Origin of the sequence: Sunxiuqinia indica (assembly GCF_009847015.1) — a bacterium.
In the GTDB taxonomy this organism is placed as follows: domain Bacteria; phylum Bacteroidota; class Bacteroidia; order Bacteroidales; family Prolixibacteraceae; genus Sunxiuqinia; species Sunxiuqinia indica.
The window spans coordinates 1-18,213 of the sequence record NZ_WVEM01000026.1; the positions used below are offsets into that span (position 1 = coordinate 1).

Below are 18,213 nucleotides of genomic sequence, written 5' to 3' on the forward strand. Positions count from 1 at the left end.
CATTATGGATTTGTGGGGTTATTATTTTTGAAGTCCTGATCTTTGGTTCATCTGCAAGAAGCCAGGCAATTCCCCCTTCCCTATATTTGTTTAACCACCGTTCCTGTGTGCGGATATGTACTCGGAGATGATCGGCTAACTCCTGCCGGGTTTCAAATTTTGATGTCTTCAATAGGATTAAGCAATCTACCCGTTTTTGTTTCAACAAAGTGGGTTGTTTTGACTTTGATTTTTTCAGTTCCGGAAGGCTTTCTTTTATATCAATAGGTATTGGATTTTTCATACCTAAAGATACAAATCATATACGGCAATACAAAGTTAAATTGGTATAAGTTGCCATCGAGAATGAGTTTTCCCGGGTTTGCGGGTTGCTAACCCGCATTACCTTGGCAATATTTACCGTTGTTAAGGCCGCATTAAAATGAAAATTAAGCTTATTTTCACTTCTTGCCTGCGAGTTTTCAAGACCGGCGAATTGCTTGGCATCCCTGAATCCAAATTCTATTTGAAAGCGGGTATGATAAATATCGATCACATCGATGGGGACTTGCGTAGTATCGTTTGAAAATAAAAGTCGGTAAATTGTTTTCCCATTCAATTGGAACAGTTCTACAACCAGCGATATATTCCTTTCAAGAGACTTGGAATATACAATGGCAGAGTATGCCGTTATACCTTTGTTGTTTTCAACCAGGATGAAGTGTTCCGGATTTAAGTTGGTAACATCAACCTTTCCTCCTTATTTTGCGGGTCGGCCTCTTTTTCCGGTCTTAGGTTGTATCGAAAGGTAAGATAAGTCTGCGTCCTCCCAAAGTTTGCTTACCAAATGAAGGGAGCATCCCAGTATCTTTTCGACAAAGTTTTTCTTGGAGAAATACGCATCTGCAACAACATATCGGGTAATGGACAAGATCAGTTTGATCTGTTTTTTGATCACGGCTGCATACCAATCAATTAATGACAGTTCATTATCCTGAAGGCAATTTGATGAAGGAATCTGTACTGCTTCCAGATGGAAACTTAACCTTGAGTCTGCATCGATTACGGAAAGCCCAAGGATTTCAATACCACGAAGTGCCCGACCTGCGCAGCCCGACCAAAAGTATCCGATTCCAGGGGTATGCTTGCCTGATTTATGGATGAAACTCGGATCGAAGGCTACGGCATTGCGCTTCCCAATCCAAGGCATTGACAAGGCTTTATTGAAGCTAAAGAAGTCAAACCCCTGCTCGAACTGGCGACGAAAGCGTTGTCCTCCAAAACGGCTGTATCGGCCTAACTGGAGAAAGTTGATCCGCGAAGGAATACTTAAGTATAACATGAAAATCTCAATCATAAAATCTCGTCTGCATTTATTGAGCTTTATTTTTGAAACAGATAAAGCATCAAGAACAATTTTTGAGTATAAATCATAAATCGCAGAGGTAACCACAATTAAAGTAATTGACTGATAATTAATACTTTAAAGATATAAACCTCTGCGGTTTTAACCTAATATATTAATGATTATTTTGCTTTAAATCAGATATATAACTAAGTTTTAACCGAAGTATTGATTATAAGTAAGCAAAAACCGGAAGCATTCACGATGAACACTTCCGGTTGTCTCTTTTTATTTCTACTACTCCGGTTTTAAAACAAAGCTATACGAATACGCTTTTCCTTCCAACCGATATTGTTTGTGTGTCCAGGCTCCCCAGCTGTTGTCTCCTCCAACTCCACATTGTTCGAGGTCGATGTGCAAGAACACATCCGATCGTGGGTGAACATCAGCAGCATGTCGTTGCTTCTTAGTCAGTCCCGGATCAAAGTCGGCCGACTCAAAATAAAGGGCACTGCCGCTCAGCGGTTGTAATCCTTCAACTTTTAGCCCGTTCCCATTCTTATTGGTCAGACTCATCCAGCGAATATCAGTTTTGTAACCATTCTCCTGCGGACGAATGTAAGGATAATACTGATCGGCCACATCACTCTTGTAAATTCCAAGGGAGGCAGCAGAGTTGCGATCGTTGTAATTTTCCCACGGGCCGCGGCCATAGTAGGCAAACTGATCGTAATCGCCAGACAAACGTACAACCATCCCAAAGCGCGGCATGTCGGGTAAATCATCTGATCCGGCGTTGTAGTTTACATCTACTTTCAGGCTTCCATCGCCATTCATGGTGTAAACCAATTGGTAATCCGAGTTAATATCTTTCAATAACAAATCAGCTGTCACAACAACTGTATTATCAGTTTCTTTCAGTTGAATGTTTTTCAATTCGCGGTTGATTCCGGCGGTACGGTATACATTGCAGCGCGTTGGCATACCGTTTCCAAAGTCATTGTCGGTTGGTGCTCGCCAGAAATCAGGTGTCAGTTCCGAGCCAATTAACCATTGGTCATTGGCAATCATTCTTCCAACTAAGCCCGAACGTTTACTGATAACAACTTGTACACCATTCGCTTCTAGTGTAATCTGCCGATCATCTTCTTTCACGCTTGGTTTAGCCGATGATGCTGCCGGTGCAATAAAGTAATCGTTAGCGTCGAAAGTGATTTCGTCGCGGGCCACTTCGAGATCCGCCGAAATCAGGTTCTTCGCTTCTTTGGTAAAAGCATATACATTTAAGGTATATTCAACACCTGCTTCGGCTTTCACTTCCGGCAAATCAATTTTCACCGTTTGTGTTTCACCGGGCTTTGCTGTGCTTGCAAACTCACCTTCAGCGTTTTTTTCACCATTTTTCAGTAAAATCCATTTAAAGTTGAAGTCGCTTAAGTTGATAAATGAATATTCGTTGTAAATAGCCAGTTCGCCTTTTAAAAGGTCGGCAGCACTCACATGAATACTTTGATACTGATGTTTCACTTCCATGAGTCCCGGATGTGGAGTACGATCCGGATTGACAAGTCCATTTAAGCAGAAATTCTGGTCGTTTGTGTATTTGTAACCACCGATGTCGCCACCGTAAGCCCAGAAGTTATCTCCGGCTGGATTTGTTGCCAGCAATCCCTGGTCAACCCAATCCCAAATAAAACCACCTTGCATGTGTGGTTTCGATCGAATCAGATCCCAGTATTCTTTAAAGTTACCGTTGCTGTTTCCCATGGCATGCGAATATTCGCACATGATAAACGGCCGGCCGGGGTTTTCTTTCTCAGCATATTCGTGCATGCTCTTCATGCTTGGATACATTGGGCAAACCACATCGGTATTTTCATTTTCACCAGCTTGCTCAAACTGAACCAAACGCGTATTATCGCGCTCTTTAATCCATTTGTAAGCATCGTGGAAAACAGGGCCGTTGCCACACTCGTTACCCAAGCTCCACAAAATAACTGAAGGATGGTTTTTATCGCGCTCCACTAAGCGATGAATACGATCCATATGAGCGGCATACCACTCAGGCAGATAAGCCGGATGTTTCGATTTATCGAACCAATTTTGCCATTCGGCTCCCATGGCGTGTGTTTCAATATTGGCTTCATCAACCAGGTACAAACCATACTGATCGCAAAGTGCAATCCACATCGGGCTGTGTGGATAGTGTGACGTACGAACCGCATTGATGTTGTGCGCTTTCATCACTTCAATATCTTTCAACATGGTCGCTTTGTCTACATAATGCCCCGTTCTTTGGTTATGCTCGTGCAGGTTCACCCCTTTCACCAGAACAGCTTTGCCATTTACTAAGAGCTGGCTGTTTTTCAACTCTACCGTACGGAAACCTATTTTTTGAGACGTTGCTTCAATCAACTTGCCGTCGGCATTGTACAACGAAAGCAACAATTGGTAAAGGTTAGGCGTTTCGGCACTCCATTGTTTGGCTTTTTTCACATAGGATAAAGCTGAAACCGTTGTTGTTGCTTGAGCTCCGGCCTTCCAGCTTTTCTTGGTTTTATAGATTGACTTACCGGCTTCATCCAGAATCTGAACCTGCAAAGAACCAGTAGCTGCTTGGGCTTTGTAATTCTTCACCGTTAAATCCAACGCGAATGTTCCGTTTTTATAAGCTTTATCTAATCCGGCTTTAGCGAAGAAATCGTCAATACGAACCTGGTCAGTACTGGTCAGATACACATCCCGGTCGATCCCTGACAGACGCCAGAAATCCTGATCTTCCAAATAGGAACCATCACTCCAGCGATATACCTCAACAGCCAAGTTGTTACTCCCCTTGCGCACATAATCAGTAACATCAAACTCAACCGGACTTTTCGTTACCTGGCTGTAGCCAACTTTTTCACCATTCACCCAAACATACATGGCTGATGTTCCCGCATCGAAATGCAACACCACGCGACGGCCATTCCAGCTTTCAGGAAGATCAAACGCACGTTTGTACGAACCCACCGGGTTGTGTTTGTGATCGATAAACGGTGGATTCTTCGGAAAGGGATAAGTAACGTTAGTATAGATCGGAGTTCCATAACCTTTGAGTTCCCAGTTTGAAGGAACATCAATATTGTCCCAGCCGCTCACATCGTAGTTTTCCTTGTAAAAATCGCCCGGACGCTGATCGGGCGCATAAACCCAATTGAACTTCCATGTTCCGTTCAAATCAAGCACATTGGTCGATTGGCTTTTGTAGTTTTTCAGAGCTGAAGCTTTGTCAGCATAAGGAATAAAATAGGCTCGTGGAGCTTCTTTGTTTATTGCAAAAACGGCCGGATTTTCCCAGTCGTTGGTCGTTTGTGCCTTCAATTGAAGCGCAAACAGAACTAAAAAAAGATAGACTAAATTTTTCTTCATCGTTTTTCTAAATGATATAATTTGTTTTCACTATGGTTTCTTTCTTATTGAAGCAATTTCTTCATGCGAGTCAATGCCTCCACATAATAATAGTCGGCATACGTCAATGGCACATCAACCTCTGTTCTGTTTGGCATGTGTCCAACACTATGTTTGAGAATGAAGTTGCCGTTTTCGCCCAAATTAGCCCGGTAAGCCGGCGAACTTAAACTACGCAATTGCGTTTCCGCAACCGCTAAATATTCCTTCGATTTCGTCGCCGGGTAATGCGTTCCACAGCCATTGCGAGGCACGCAAAAGGCATGTGCCAGAAACGCAGCATCGACGAGCATTTGCGGTTCCATATGATCATATAAAAAAGTCCGGTGAACCGGAATCGACAATAGCGGCAATTGTTTGCAGGGTTTTCTCCCCGTATTCAGACCGAAGCCGTTTTTCCTCCCTGTTCCCTGATTCGCTTTCGAGCCAGGGCGAAATACCGGCGAGTAAACGCCCAACTGTTTTCAAGTAAGTTGATGGTTTTTCTTTTGCTCCCGTTGTCGTTTCAACCGATAAAGACACTTTCAATTGCCGTTTGCTTCCATCATGCAGTATAGGTTTCTATATCTGATCGAGCAGGTCAATCCTGTATTCCCCTGTGGTTGACCGATTCAACTTTCTGTTTTGATTTTTCTCCTGCACTGAGAGATGTTCTCATTAATGTGCCTGCACCAAGTACAGGGACGATTTTGATAAAGTTGCGACGGTTTAGCATAAGCAAAATAGATAAATCTTTAAATCCAACTATTTTATCTGCGGATTTAAGGCCTCCATTTAAAAACATACAACATTGCTTCTTAAAAAAAATTAAAGAAGCTGCCTTTTTAGACAGCCTCTTTAAAATGCAAATTCAAATTATTATTGTTCTGCGGGTAAATCTGCTGTTGTGGGCCAATATGGATTTTGATAAATAGAAGATTCAGAAACAGTTGCCCCGTCAGAAGACGTTAACAAAAATTGTTTTATTGGAATTGGGTTCAAATAATGGGCCATCTTCCATGTGCAACCGTCATAGGCAGCTTGTGTGGCAGTCCTCTCAAATGGACGAAGATATTCGCTTTTGTCTTTTGATGAGACGTTAGCGTTATTCGACCCATCAGCTACCAAATCGCTATACCAACTTTCCATCGGAGTATTCCACAAGTGCATACCTTCTAAATGAGCGGGAGTACTGATAAGCTGATCCATAGAACGCCAACGACGAAGATCCATGTAACGAAGATCTTCAGCCATAAATTCGCAACGGCGTTCACGGCGGATGTTATAGAGTGTCGCGTCTGAAAGTATTGCTCCTGCAGTATAAGCTCCCCAGTCGTTTTTAGCTTCCTTGCTCATATCGGTTGCAGCGATAGTTTTGTCGATATTATCACTGATTCCGGCACGTTGGCGGAGAGCTTTCCAATATCCGCTGGCAGCAGCATCCAAGGTCCCATTCAGCAAATAGCTTGCTTCCATATAGTTTAACAAAGCCTCAGCGGCACGGAAACATACCACAGCTGTATAACCACCTCCATTGGCATAATGCTTACGATTAAATGACCCTCCTTTGCGAAGAGCATAACCGGTCGCATAGCCGCGTTCTCCATCCCCGTTGGTAATTGCCGGATAGGGTTCTTCCATAACAGCCTCGGTACCTTCATTGTTATCCACCTCAAAAAGGATATTTTTCTGTCCCGGCTCCTTTAAGAAAATACTCAAACGAGGGTCACGGTTTACTCTTACATCTGCAATGGTCTTATCACCCATGTAATAACCGTCGCCATCGGCATATGTTCCATGGGCATAAATAGGTGTTCCATCTTCCATCAGAAAACTCTGTACCAATCCACGTGTCAAGCCGATACGGTAATTACCACGTCCGGCAGCAGAATTGATATTATGCGTTAAAAGTCCACGTGCATACTGACGCCACAAAAGAATTTCAGAAACGGAGGAAAGGTCTTCCTGAGCAAACATATCGAAATAAGGGTTAGCAGGATCATCGGCAGACTGTTGCAACACTCCGGTATTAACAGTCAAGCTTCCTTCATATTTGTCAGCAACAATCTTTGCAGCCGCCATAGCTTGATTCAGAAAGTATTCTACCTCACTGTCAATGCTCCCGCTCGGATATTGGTAATTGCTGTAAAGATCAGCACCGGGCCATCCAGTTCCCCCCGGCACAAACGCTGTCCCATTAAAATTCTGCAACCAAGTGGCTTCAAACAATGCGACACGGGATTTAATCAACAATGCTGCATCTTTATTGATACGGGTGGTTGCCAAATCGACATCACTCATGTAACTGTAAGCCTTGTCCAAATCATCAAGGATGAAACGGGCTACTTCGTTACGCGGTGAACGTTTGCTGGCTTCGCTAAGAACTTCCATATTATCAGCAAGTGGTTGCTCTATAATTGGGAAATCACCGAAAAGTTGAAGTTTTTTGAAATATTCAAAGGCGCGGAGAAAATACATTTCTCCGATGTAGTGCTTAATTGTTGCGACATCACCGGAAATAGTATTTTGTGTTCCATTCATATCATCACCAAATTTGGGAAGCACTTCAGAGAGGAAGAAATTGACACGATAGATGCGTTCAAACGTCCAATTATCGCTCTCACTATGAGGCACTTTCCAACGATCGACAGTGTAGCGGTCGTTCGCCGTTACTTCTATCTGATTGTCGGTACCTTTATCTTCACCGAATATACCATAGCTCCACTGTCCGAATGACGGGAGTATATTCGGGTATTCGTCATTCAGATTAGCTTCCAGTTGGGCTGCCGTAGAATAATATGTTTCCGGGGAAATGGTTGACATAGGTTCTCTGTCCAGAAAGTCTTCGCAGGAAGTAATTCCGGCAATAACAGCCATCGTCATAAAGACTTTAATAATATATTTTTTAGATTTCATGATATTCCTTTTTTAGATGGTTAAAGTGAAATGCTGAGTCCTACCGACCAAGTGCTTGAAAGCGGATATGCATTACCCCCGCTCTTGATAGGTGCGGATGCATCGCTGGCTGTGTTACCCCCGTTCAAGGTTTCAGGATCGAATAACTTGGTTAATTTTGTCCCTGTCCATAGATTCTCGCCCGATATAAAGACACGGCAATTGGTAATACCCACTTTACTAATGACAGAAGCCGGAATGGTATAACCAATCTGGAAGTTTTTCAGACGAATATAAGCAGCATTCTGCAAATAGCGGGTCTGCTCTTCCTGATTTTTAGTACTGTTGAATATAGGGCGCGGATAGTAAGAATCGGTGTTAGCTACGATTTCATGTCCTTCTAACCCGATAGCCTCTGCACGAAAATAGTCTTCATGCTCTTTCAAACCGGTAGACCACCACATTCCCCATGTAGCATCAACTCCCCAGAACATATTGGAACCTTGCCAATAATCACGTTTCATCACACCTTGAAAAAAGAGGCGACAGTCGAAACCCTTGTAATTGGCATTTAAATCAATCCCGAAATGATAACGTGGAGTATTGTTACCTATCACTTTCAAGTCGCCGTGATCCTCCAATGTTTGTGCTCCTTTCGTAATACCCTCTTTTCCGTCCAGGTCGGCATACATAATATCTCCAGCTGTCCATTCGCTTCCAAGTGGTTGTCCACCCACATTTGTCAAATGTGCCTGCATTTCGTCATCGGTCATAGCAATGCCCACGGTTTCAAAACCCCAGATTTCACCGATTTCGCGGCCAGCTATATAGTTTGAAATGGAATTTGTCGGGTTACCAGGATAACTTTCGATGTAAGTGCGGGCATCGGATACATTGAACCTGATGCCATAGCCCAAATCGAAGTTTGTACGGTCCTGCCATCCGATGGCAAGCTCCAATCCTTTAGTCTTCAAATCGCAGTTATTGGTCTTGGGAGGGTCGATACCCAGCACTTCGGGAAGTTCTACAGAGGGGCCTACCATATTGTCTGTATAGCGGACATAAGCATCGAACGAACCGCTCAGACGGTTATTGAAGAAACCGAAATCGAGACCAATGTTTTGGGTACGCACCTTTTCCCAGGTCAACGCAGTACTGATGAAACTGCCTACGTAAGCTGTATTGGGTTTTATACCGTCCTGTAACCAGTTTCCGTTAGCTTGTCCTAATGTCATCGTACGATAAGTAGGATACCATCCGGTAGTATTCATATTACCCAGTTCACCATAAGAAAGACGAAGTTTCAGTTGATTACAAGTATTGGCCAAATTTTCCCAAAAATTTTCCTGTGCAATATTCCAGCCTAAAGAGAAGGAAGGAGAAAATTGCCAACGGCTATCGCTGCGAAAACGAGATGCGCCGTCATAGCGAAGGTTCACTTCAGCCAAATAGCGCCCCAAATAGTTGTAGTTTGCCCTACCAAAAAAACCGGCCGTTGCCCACTCATTACGGTACCCCCCAACTTCCGGAACTTTATCTGCCCCAAGACCGTCAATGTTAGAGACAAGATCTAATTCAGGAAGATCTTCCACTTGCAACCCGTAACCTTTCGCGCTGAAAAATTTCTGGCGCATTTCTTCCGATTGCAAACCACCCATCACTTTGAAGTTATGAACATCATTGAGAGAGAATGAATAAGTAGAGTAAATATTCCAGTTCGTATAATTCTCCTTTGTATAGTCCTGATAGAGACTGGAAGTGCCATTGGTGTTCACTATATTTCCGGAAACATCATGATTATAATAAGGAAGAGACACTTCACGTGTATCAACTGAGTTTATACTGTAATTGAATTCAACATTAGTAACCCAGTTTTTTATTGGTTCAAATACCAAACTGGTCTGATGGTAGGTCTTATCCGTCTGCACGTTACGTTCTCCTCCTAATGCAAGCGACATTGCAGGTGTATCAGCATTGCTGTTGAAATAGTAACCATTCTCATCATAAACCGGAAGGTTCGGCCAGGTCTGACGACCGATCTTCTCATACAGCCCGCCACCAAAATTAGTAGGACGCCCCAAGTCCTGACGGACATAGCGTAAACTGTAATTAAACTTCAACCAGTTAGTCAACTCGCTGCTGAATTTTGCCGAAGCATTATAACGCTTCAACTCATCGGAACCGTGTCGAAGTAAACCATTTTGATCCAGGTAGCCTAACGAGGCATAATAATTAACTTTTTTATCGCCTCCGCTAATACTAAAGTTATGTTCTTGCGAAAAGCTATTGTCTTTATACATCTCTGAATACCAATCTGTATTAGCATAAGCTGTCGTAAATGGGTCACCGGCAGGCTTCCCCCACACATTGCCATCAGTCTGCAAACCGCCTCTATTTGTTCCACCTGCTGCCTGAAAATCAAGCATCTGTTGCATCACACTCTCATTAAATTGATTTCCCCAGTGTGAGTTTTGTGCAGCTGTGTTAAAATAGTTGGCAAACGTATAAGAATCCATCATACTGGGCAGATTTACCGGGCTATTAACACGGAAACCGTTGTTGTAGTTGATAGTTCCTTTACCAGGTTTACCTTTCTTTGTTGTAATCAGAATAACACCAAAGGGTGCACGAGAACCATAAATAGAGGAAGAAGCGGCATCTTTTAGTACAGAGATGCTTTCAATATCTTGTGGGTTTACCGTATTAATATCACCCTCCATACCATCAATCAGGATGAGCGGACTACCACTTGAACCGTCACCAATAGTACCATTACCACGGATATTAATGGACATATTCTTATCTAACTCACCGGTGTTAGTCGTAATTTGTAAGCCTGGAACCAAGCCCTGCAAGGCTTGGGTAGCATTGGTGACAGGACGGGATGCTAACTCCTCTGAAGTAGCGATGCCAACAGCCCCGGTTACGTTTACTTTTTTCTGTGTACCATAGCCAACCACGACAACTTCATCCACTCCGATCGTTTCTTCTTCCATGGTAATTTTGAAAGAGGTTTGGCTTCCCACCGGAACTTCTTGTGCTTTTAGCCCAATGAAAGAAAAAATTAAAATGTCACTAGAGGAGACATTGGTTAATTCGAATTTTCCTTCGGAATTGGTAACAGTACCATTAAAAGTGCCTTTTATAACGACAGTGACACCTGGTAAAGGCGTTCGGTCGCTACTTAGTACTTGTCCCGATACTTTCCCATCTTGAAATGCTACTCCAGAACCAGCATAGGCACTGGTTCCAAGAACAACGATCATCATCAGTGTTGCCGTCCAGATTTTTAAAAACAACCTGAAAGAGCAGCAATGACTTAGTTTGCCTAGTTTTTTCATAGATTAATGTTTAAGTTAATAATAATAAAATAGTTGAAAGATTAATAAATTATCATAAATCAGAGGTATTTATATACCCTGACGTAATCGACTTCGAACTTGAGCGGAAAACTTGTTTTGGATGGATCGCCCCCGTTTGAACCGATAGCCAGGTTTAATAGCAGGTAAAAATTCTTGTTGTCGGTAAAAGGATTGTATTTGTCGGGATTAACTGTTTTCGACAGATCCACCTCATTTAAAAGTTCGCCGTCTAAAAAAATCTGGATGGATGTATTGTCCCATTTCATTGACCATGTATGGAATTTCTTCGACCAATCGGGATCTTTCGAAATAAAATCAGCTAAAGGAGTGGTTGAACTATCCCAGGCTGCTTTATATTGTTGGTTCGTTCCCCATGCAACGTTTGCCAAAATAGTCGGAACTTTATTGATACGGTAAAATTCCATCATATCAATTTCTCCGCATTCAGGCCAACCTTGCTCGGTTCCTAAAAGCCAAATTGCAGGCCAGGAACCTTTGGAGGTATCAACACGGGCTCGTATTTCATAATAACCACCACCTTGCCACTCCTGCAAATTACGCGAGATTAAGCATGAAGAGCTATATTCTGCATATTCCCGGCTATATCGCCAATCCTGACTTAGAGGATTGTAATTCGGGTTGTCAATCTTTTCTTTTTTACTTTCAATAATTAAAAGACCATCTTTGCAAGTGGCGTTTTGAGCTTGGTACCACTGGAGTTCCTGGTTTCGTTTAAAACCATATTCAAAGCTCCAATTAGCCGGATTTGGAGCTCCATCGACATCAAACTCATCACTCCAAACAAGTTCCATTCCCTCAATTTTTGTTGACTGATCTTTTGTCGAAATAAATTCTACTTCTTTTTTAATTGGATTTCTCATAGAGGCAAAAGAAGTTCTTGCTGAAAATATGATCAAAAAACAGATCAGTAAGCCTCCAATTTTGAACAGTGAAATCATAAGTTTATGAATAGTCGTTTTCATATGAAAATTTCATTGGTTTTTATAGTTCAAGGTTTCCCGTCGCATCCGTTCGAATAAGGGATGTAACAAAAGTGTAGGTTATTGAAAAACTTTAATTGAACAAATTCGCGTTTTACTGTCAGAAAATTAAAAGAGGTTGTATTTTTTCGAAAAATACTAACACAATTTCTACAAATAACAAGATAGAAGGGTTAAGCATAAATAAATAAGGAACTAGAAATCAGCCGAATATAAATAGCAATCAAATAAATACAAATTTTCAAAAAGTCAAATGCACGAACAATCAATTTTATTTTTGAACTTTCATTCGTTATTTTGATTAGCATTAATATTTAGTAATTACAAACTTATGCACTGGAGAGTCTTGATCATTAGCTTTTTAATAAGTTTTCTTCCATCCGTTTTATTTGCTCAAAACGAACTTCATTTTTCCCATTTGGGAATGGAGGATGGTTTTACCATTGATAAAGCCAATACGATTATTCAAGATCAAAAAGGTTTTATCTGGATTGGTACCTGGAATGGACTGAACCGTTTTGATGGGCATAATTGTGTAACTTACCAGCCCAATTTTCATGATTCAACATCCATCTCAAACAGGGAAATAACCAAGTTAATAGTAGATAAAAATGAAAATTTATGGATTGGAACTTCCAATGGGCTCAATTGTATGAACCTTAAAAGTGGGGAATTGAAACGTTATGCATTTGGCAATAGGATACTGTCGTTATGTGAAGATCATGAAGGCAATATCTGGATCGGAACCTGGACAGGAGGTCTTTTTCGGTTGGATATACAAACAAAAGAAATAACCCATTTTCTTGTTAACGATGTTGTTAGCGATATTTATGAAGATTCCAGGAATATTTTATGGGTTGCTACTTATAATGGGCTGGTGCGTTTTTATCCAGAACGTGAAAATTATATCCGTTATCTTCCTGGGAAGGATAAAAATTCGCTCACACACTCAATTGTTACCCAGGTAACAGGATCTAAAGATGGCAATTTATGGATTGGAACGTGGGGAGGCGGATTAAACAAAGTTGAAGTCGCAAAAGGAGGCGACAAATTATATTTCTCAGCGTATACTACAACAGGAAATAAGAATAGTTTAAGCTCTGATATCATTTATCGACTTTTTTATGATCAGTACAATAATTTATGGATAGGAACCTGGAACGATGGTTTAAATTTATTGAAGTACGACCAGCAACAGCTGCCTCCCGAAGAAGCTCGTTTCCAGGTCTATAAAGAAAACCCTGACAGTCCGGGGAGTTTATCTGGAAATGGCATTTCTTCGGTGTATGTCGATAAGGGGGGACAATTGTGGGTTGGAGCCGAAAAAACCGACTGCGCTTCTATTTTGGATAATGGAATAAAACATTATGTGTTACCAGTAAGAAAAGATGATTCATCGAACAAAATTTCTATCCGATGTTTTACCCAGTATAAAAATCAATTATGGATTGGCACCAGTTATAATATTTTACAGTATGAGAAAGCTGGTGAGGTATATGTTTTAAGAGAAATATACGGGAAACAAACTTATACTTATAAAACAGTAGATTACAGAGCTTATTCCATTTTCGATATGTTTGCTGACAGCACCGGATTATGGCTGGGAACCGAAGATGCGGGAATTATTCATTATAGATTCACTCCTGATTTAAAAATAGACAGGCAAACCCAAACATTTTTCAATACGGAAACAGAACCTTCGCTTCCCGGAAATAAAATTCAGAAACTTTTCCCTTCGAAAAAATATCCAGGTATAATTTGGATAGGAACAATGGAAAAAGGATTTGCAAAACTTGTTAGGGGGGGCGATGGTAAAATTTCCTCCGTACAAAAATACTCTACTAAAGACAAGGCGGATGCAATAAGCGATAACAATACCCGTGTAATTTATGAGGACAGTGACGGAAAAGTTTGGATTGGTACTCAAAACGGACTTAATTGTTTTAACCCGGAAACGGAGCATTTTGATAAATTTTTTTATTCGTCTTATGATGTCAATTCAATTAACGATAATGTAGTTAATGCAATACTTGAAGACTCGTTTGGTAATTTATGGGTTGGAACAAATTCGGGCCTTAATAAAAAAATCTCATTGAATGATGATGGCGGAAACGTAAAAGTTAAATTTAAAGGTTATCCCGAAATCAGCTACCTCAGCAATGAGTTCATTTCAACCTTAATGGAAGACAAATCGGGTTATATATGGTTAAGAATGTACCGTGGGCTCATTAAATTCAATATTGCAAAAGAAGCTGTCGCCAGAGAATATTTTTCTAAAGATTATGAAAATGTGAGTTTAGAAAGAAATGCGGAAATGAAATTGAATGATGGTAATTTCATACTGGGTACTCAATCCGATTTTATCACGTTCTCCCCTGATAGCATATTTAAAAATTCGATATCGCACCGGGTAGAAATAACCGATTTACTCATTTATAACGAAAGTATTAGTAAAAAAGAAAACAAACAGGAAAAATACGGAGTAACCACCACCATCCCTTTTGTTGACCGTATTAAATTATCTTACAAAGACAAAATGGTCACTTTTGTTTTTTCAGCAATGGATTATAAGAACCCTGATAAAAATACCTATAGTTATATGCTGGAAGGTTTTGACTACCAGTGGAATGTAGCAAACACGCATAATTCTGCAACATACACAAATATTCCGCAAGGGAACTATATCTTTAAGGTAAAGGCAACAACCAGCGACGGACTAAAGAGTAAAGATATTACATCAATCTCTGTTTCTGTTTCTCCTCCCTGGTGGAAAACAATCTGGGCTTACAGTTTTTATGCACTCATTATCATTGGCATCCTGTACTTCCTTCAAAAATATTCAATCATCAAAGCACAAGAAAAAAGCAACTTGGAATTTGAAAAAATGAAAACAGAAGAAATCAGGCGTTTGAACGAACTTAAATCTTTTTTCTTTACCGATATTACGCATGAACTTCGAACGCCGTTAACACTCATTCTTGGTCCGGCCAGAGAGTTGCTAGCCGATAAAACATTAGGAACTTACGCAACCAAACAAACTGAATTAATAAAAAATAGTGCCTACAAATTATTACGTTTGGTTAACCAGTTAATGGAATTTCGAAAACTGGAAAAAGGCATCATAGACCGATTGGACATTCAACGGTGTGATATTACTATTTTGCTTCAAGAGGCTTTTCATTTTTTCAAACCAATGGCCGACTCACGAAATATTAATTTTTCGCTTAGTTTTAAGCAAGAACCAATTATTACATTCGTCGATCCGGAAAAAATTGAAAAGATTATTTTCAACCTGATTTCCAACGCATTTAAATACACTCCGGATAAGGGAATGATTTCAATCCTGGCTAAAGTTAAACCGAACGAAGCAGGTAAGTCAGAAGCTATTATTGAAGTTGAAGACAGTGGTGTAGGGATTGCTAAAGAATACCAGGAAAAAGTATTTGAACGCTTTTTTCAAATTAATCAGGTGAGAACACAAAGTACGGGAGGCATCGGTTTATTCCTTGCAAAAGCGTTGGTTGAGCAGCATAGTGGTTCCATCCAACTGAAAAGTCATATCGGCAAAGGAAGCTGCTTCAAAATCATCCTGCCTATTGATCGCTCCTTACAAGAATTGAAAAGCGAAGACGAAATTGACTCAGCAAAGAAAAACGAGGAAGGGGGTCTTTTTGAATTTGAAACCAGTCCAATAATCACAAATGAAATTCAACACCCAACTCACAAACTACGAATTTTGGTGGTCGAAGACGATGCTGATTTAAATGATTTTCTTGTTACAGGTTTATCGAATGAATTTAAGATTATTCGTGCTTTTAATGGAAAAGAAGCACTGCATAAAGCGCGAAATGAAAATCCCGATCTTATTTTAACCGACATCATGATGCCGGAGATGGATGGTTTCGAATTCATACAGATCACCCGGAAAGATATTAATATTTCGCATATTCCGGTTGTATTTTTAACTGCTAAAACAATGCAGGAAGACGAAGTAAAAGGACTAAAGCTAGGAGCAGTGGGTTATATCTATAAGCCGTTCAACCTGGTATCAGTTAAACTAAAAATCCATAACATACTTGCAAATCAGAAGCAAATTCAAGAACGACTACGAACCGAAAGGATACTCGAACCGGAAAACATCGAATTATCCTCATTAGATGAAATCTTTTTGAAAAATGCTGTTGAATCAGTCAATAAAAATCTGGATGATCCTCATTTTGATGTCGATGCATTTAGTTCCGAACTCGGGGTGAGTTCAAATCAGGCTTACCGGAAAATCAAAGCTCTGACGGGACAAACAGCCAAGGAGTTTATACGGAATCAACGACTCAAAATTGCTGCAAACTTATTATTGCAACGAAAACGATCCATTTCTGAAGTGATCTACATGGTTGGATTCACCAGCCCATCCTATTTTACACGTTGCTTTAAGGAATTTTATGGTTGCACACCCAAAGAATACATCGAGAAAAATTCCTAAAATCATCAATCGATTCAGGCTTAATCAAATTGAGTGGTTATTTATTGAAGATTATTCAATTAATTCTGAATTAAAAATCAGGATAAGTCGAATTTGTATAAGTAACTTTCAATTTTCTACAAGTCTGAATAAGCGTTGTAATTTAAGTTTGTACACGATGAATCATTCATCACAACTATCATAAACAAAACTTACAAAAACGCTCTTGCACAAAATGAAAACAAAATTCCGAACCCAACTAAACACAATTGTTCTATTACTTTCGCTTTTGCCTGTTTCAGGTTTAATTAGCGGTTGTCAACCAAAAGATCAAGTTGTTCAATATCATCAATCTTTCAAGCCTGGGGAAATCTGGGTTGACTCAGACAGTATACATATCAATGCACACGGAGGTGGAATTTTGTTTCACGATAATACCTACTATTGGTTTGGCGAACACAAAACCGAAGGAAGAGGTGGCAATACCGCATTGGTCGGCGTGCGTTGCTATTCATCCACCGACTTATACAACTGGAAAAACGAAGGAGTAGCTTTGTCGGCTTCAGATGAGCCAGGATCAGACATCGAGAAAGGCTCTGTAATAGAAAGGCCCAAAGTAATTTACAATGAAAAAACCGGCAAGTTCGTGATGTGGTTTCACCTGGAACTGAAAGGTCAAGGTTATAGTGCAGCACGAACCGGTTTGGCTGTTAGCGACCAGGCTACCGGACCATATACTTTTGTAAAATCACTTCGTCCTAATCAAAAAGAGTGGCCAGTCGATTATCCTGAATCAATGAAATCTCAGGAATATAAAACTGACCTGAAATGGTGGACTCCAGCATGGCGCGAAGCAATTTCGGATGGTTTATTTTTAAAACGTGATTCTGAAGAAGGACAAATGTCTCGTGACATGACCTTATTTGTTGACGATGACGGCAAGGCTTATCACATTCATTCGTCCGAAGATAACCTTACCATGCACATCTCTGAATTGACAGATGACTATCAAAGTTTTACAGGAAAGTATGTCCGTTTATTTCCCGGAGGACACAATGAAGCTCCTGCTCTTTTTAAATATGACGGCTCCTATTATTTGTTAGCCTCAGGATGCACCGGCTGGGATCCGAATGATGCCCGAATATTTAAAGCCGACAACATCTGGGGACCATGGGAGTCGCTTGGAAACCCTTGTGTTGGCGAAGATGCCGATTTAACTTTCCATTCTCAAAGCACCTATATTTTACCCATACAAGGCAAGGAAAATGCATATATTTATATGGGCGATCGCTGGACTCCTAAAAACCCGATTGACGGCCGTTACATCTGGCTTCCTCTTACATTTGAAAACGAAAAACCAACCATTCGATGGCATGACGAGTGGAACCTATCGATTTTTGAAGGTCGTTAACTAGTAAAGAAAGATGAACATCCTTTCCTGAAAAAAGGTACGTGGATTGGGTACCCCAATATAATCCCCGGAAGGTGAATAGAAGGCATGGGATTGATCCAATCTTATTTCGGGACAATACCGGCTGCCCTTTCTTAAAGTTAAGGGTCAGGTAGCGTTCAATCAGTTCGGGACTTTTTTCATCTCCGATAACTTCTGCCGGCCGAACCAACTCGCAGCTGATCCCACTTTGAGTAAACAACGCAAGCAGGTTGGCTCGCACCTCTTTTAACTGTTCAGCAAGTCGGGCTTCTTGCGTTCTCGCCTTATGGGAAAAGATCAGAGCTGCCCCC

At 40.8% G+C, this 18,213-nt stretch carries 12 protein-coding genes and 1 pseudogene; 2 read left to right on the forward strand and 11 right to left on the reverse strand.

Going from position 1 to position 18,213, the window contains the following annotated elements; translation table 11 throughout:
- The 10 genes and pseudogenes from GR929_RS21950 to GR929_RS21385 form a co-directional block, all read right to left on the reverse strand.
- Positions 1 to 283 (reverse strand): annotated as a pseudogene (locus tag GR929_RS21950) (hypothetical protein); the annotation flags it as partial.
- Between the two features lie 15 nt (positions 284 to 298).
- On the reverse strand, positions 299 to 598 hold the full coding sequence (locus tag GR929_RS21345) for a transposase (RefSeq protein WP_159523795.1): 300 nt from the start codon (positions 596 to 598) through the stop codon (positions 299 to 301).
- A 141-nt stretch (positions 599 to 739) separates the two neighbouring features.
- A complete protein-coding gene (locus tag GR929_RS21350; RefSeq protein ID WP_159523797.1) occupies positions 740 to 1,336 on the reverse strand; it encodes a hypothetical protein in 597 nt (198 codons plus the stop codon).
- A 285-nt stretch (positions 1,337 to 1,621) separates the two neighbouring features.
- Positions 1,622 to 4,735 carry a glycoside hydrolase family 2 TIM barrel-domain containing protein gene (locus GR929_RS21355; RefSeq protein WP_159523799.1) on the reverse strand — a complete coding sequence of 1,038 codons (3,114 nt, stop codon included), beginning with the start codon at positions 4,733 to 4,735 and terminating at the stop codon, positions 1,622 to 1,624.
- Between the two features lie 44 nt (positions 4,736 to 4,779).
- Positions 4,780 to 5,079, reverse strand: a complete 300-nt coding sequence (locus GR929_RS21820) for a hypothetical protein (RefSeq protein WP_201301090.1) — start codon at positions 5,077 to 5,079, stop codon at positions 4,780 to 4,782.
- A 4-nt stretch (positions 5,080 to 5,083) separates the two neighbouring features.
- Positions 5,084 to 5,329 (reverse strand): DUF2264 domain-containing protein, encoded by a 246-nt coding sequence (locus tag GR929_RS21365; protein ID WP_317162839.1) that lies wholly within the window; start codon positions 5,327 to 5,329, stop codon positions 5,084 to 5,086.
- Positions 5,330 to 5,354: 25 nt separating this feature from the next.
- Positions 5,355 to 5,558: a hypothetical protein gene (locus tag GR929_RS21370; protein WP_159523803.1), complete on the reverse strand. Its 204-nt coding sequence runs from the start codon at positions 5,556 to 5,558 to the stop codon at positions 5,355 to 5,357.
- A 74-nt stretch (positions 5,559 to 5,632) separates the two neighbouring features.
- Entirely contained in the window at positions 5,633 to 7,669 is a 2,037-nt protein-coding gene (locus GR929_RS21375) for a RagB/SusD family nutrient uptake outer membrane protein (protein WP_159523805.1), read from the reverse strand.
- Between the two features lie 20 nt (positions 7,670 to 7,689).
- Positions 7,690 to 10,989 (reverse strand): SusC/RagA family TonB-linked outer membrane protein, encoded by a 3,300-nt coding sequence (locus tag GR929_RS21380; RefSeq protein WP_201301091.1) that lies wholly within the window; start codon positions 10,987 to 10,989, stop codon positions 7,690 to 7,692.
- 59 nt (positions 10,990 to 11,048) lie between these two features.
- Positions 11,049 to 11,891, reverse strand: coding sequence for a glycoside hydrolase family 16 protein (locus GR929_RS21385; RefSeq protein ID WP_159523807.1), 843 nt, complete (start codon positions 11,889 to 11,891; stop codon positions 11,049 to 11,051).
- Between the two features lie 451 nt (positions 11,892 to 12,342).
- Between GR929_RS21385 and GR929_RS21390 the strand changes: the two genes are divergently transcribed.
- Complete coding sequence (locus GR929_RS21390) at positions 12,343 to 16,491, forward strand: hybrid sensor histidine kinase/response regulator transcription factor (RefSeq protein WP_159523809.1); 4,149 nt, start codon at positions 12,343 to 12,345, stop codon at positions 16,489 to 16,491.
- Between the two features lie 214 nt (positions 16,492 to 16,705).
- Positions 16,706 to 17,881, forward strand: coding sequence for a glycoside hydrolase family 43 protein (locus tag GR929_RS21395; RefSeq protein WP_159523811.1), 1,176 nt, complete (start codon positions 16,706 to 16,708; stop codon positions 17,879 to 17,881).
- Here GR929_RS21395 and GR929_RS21955 read toward each other — a convergent pair.
- The coding region (locus GR929_RS21955; protein ID WP_235934559.1) for a hypothetical protein at positions 17,808 to 18,213 on the reverse strand (406 nt) is incomplete at its 5' end. The genes GR929_RS21395 and GR929_RS21955 overlap by 74 nt on opposite strands.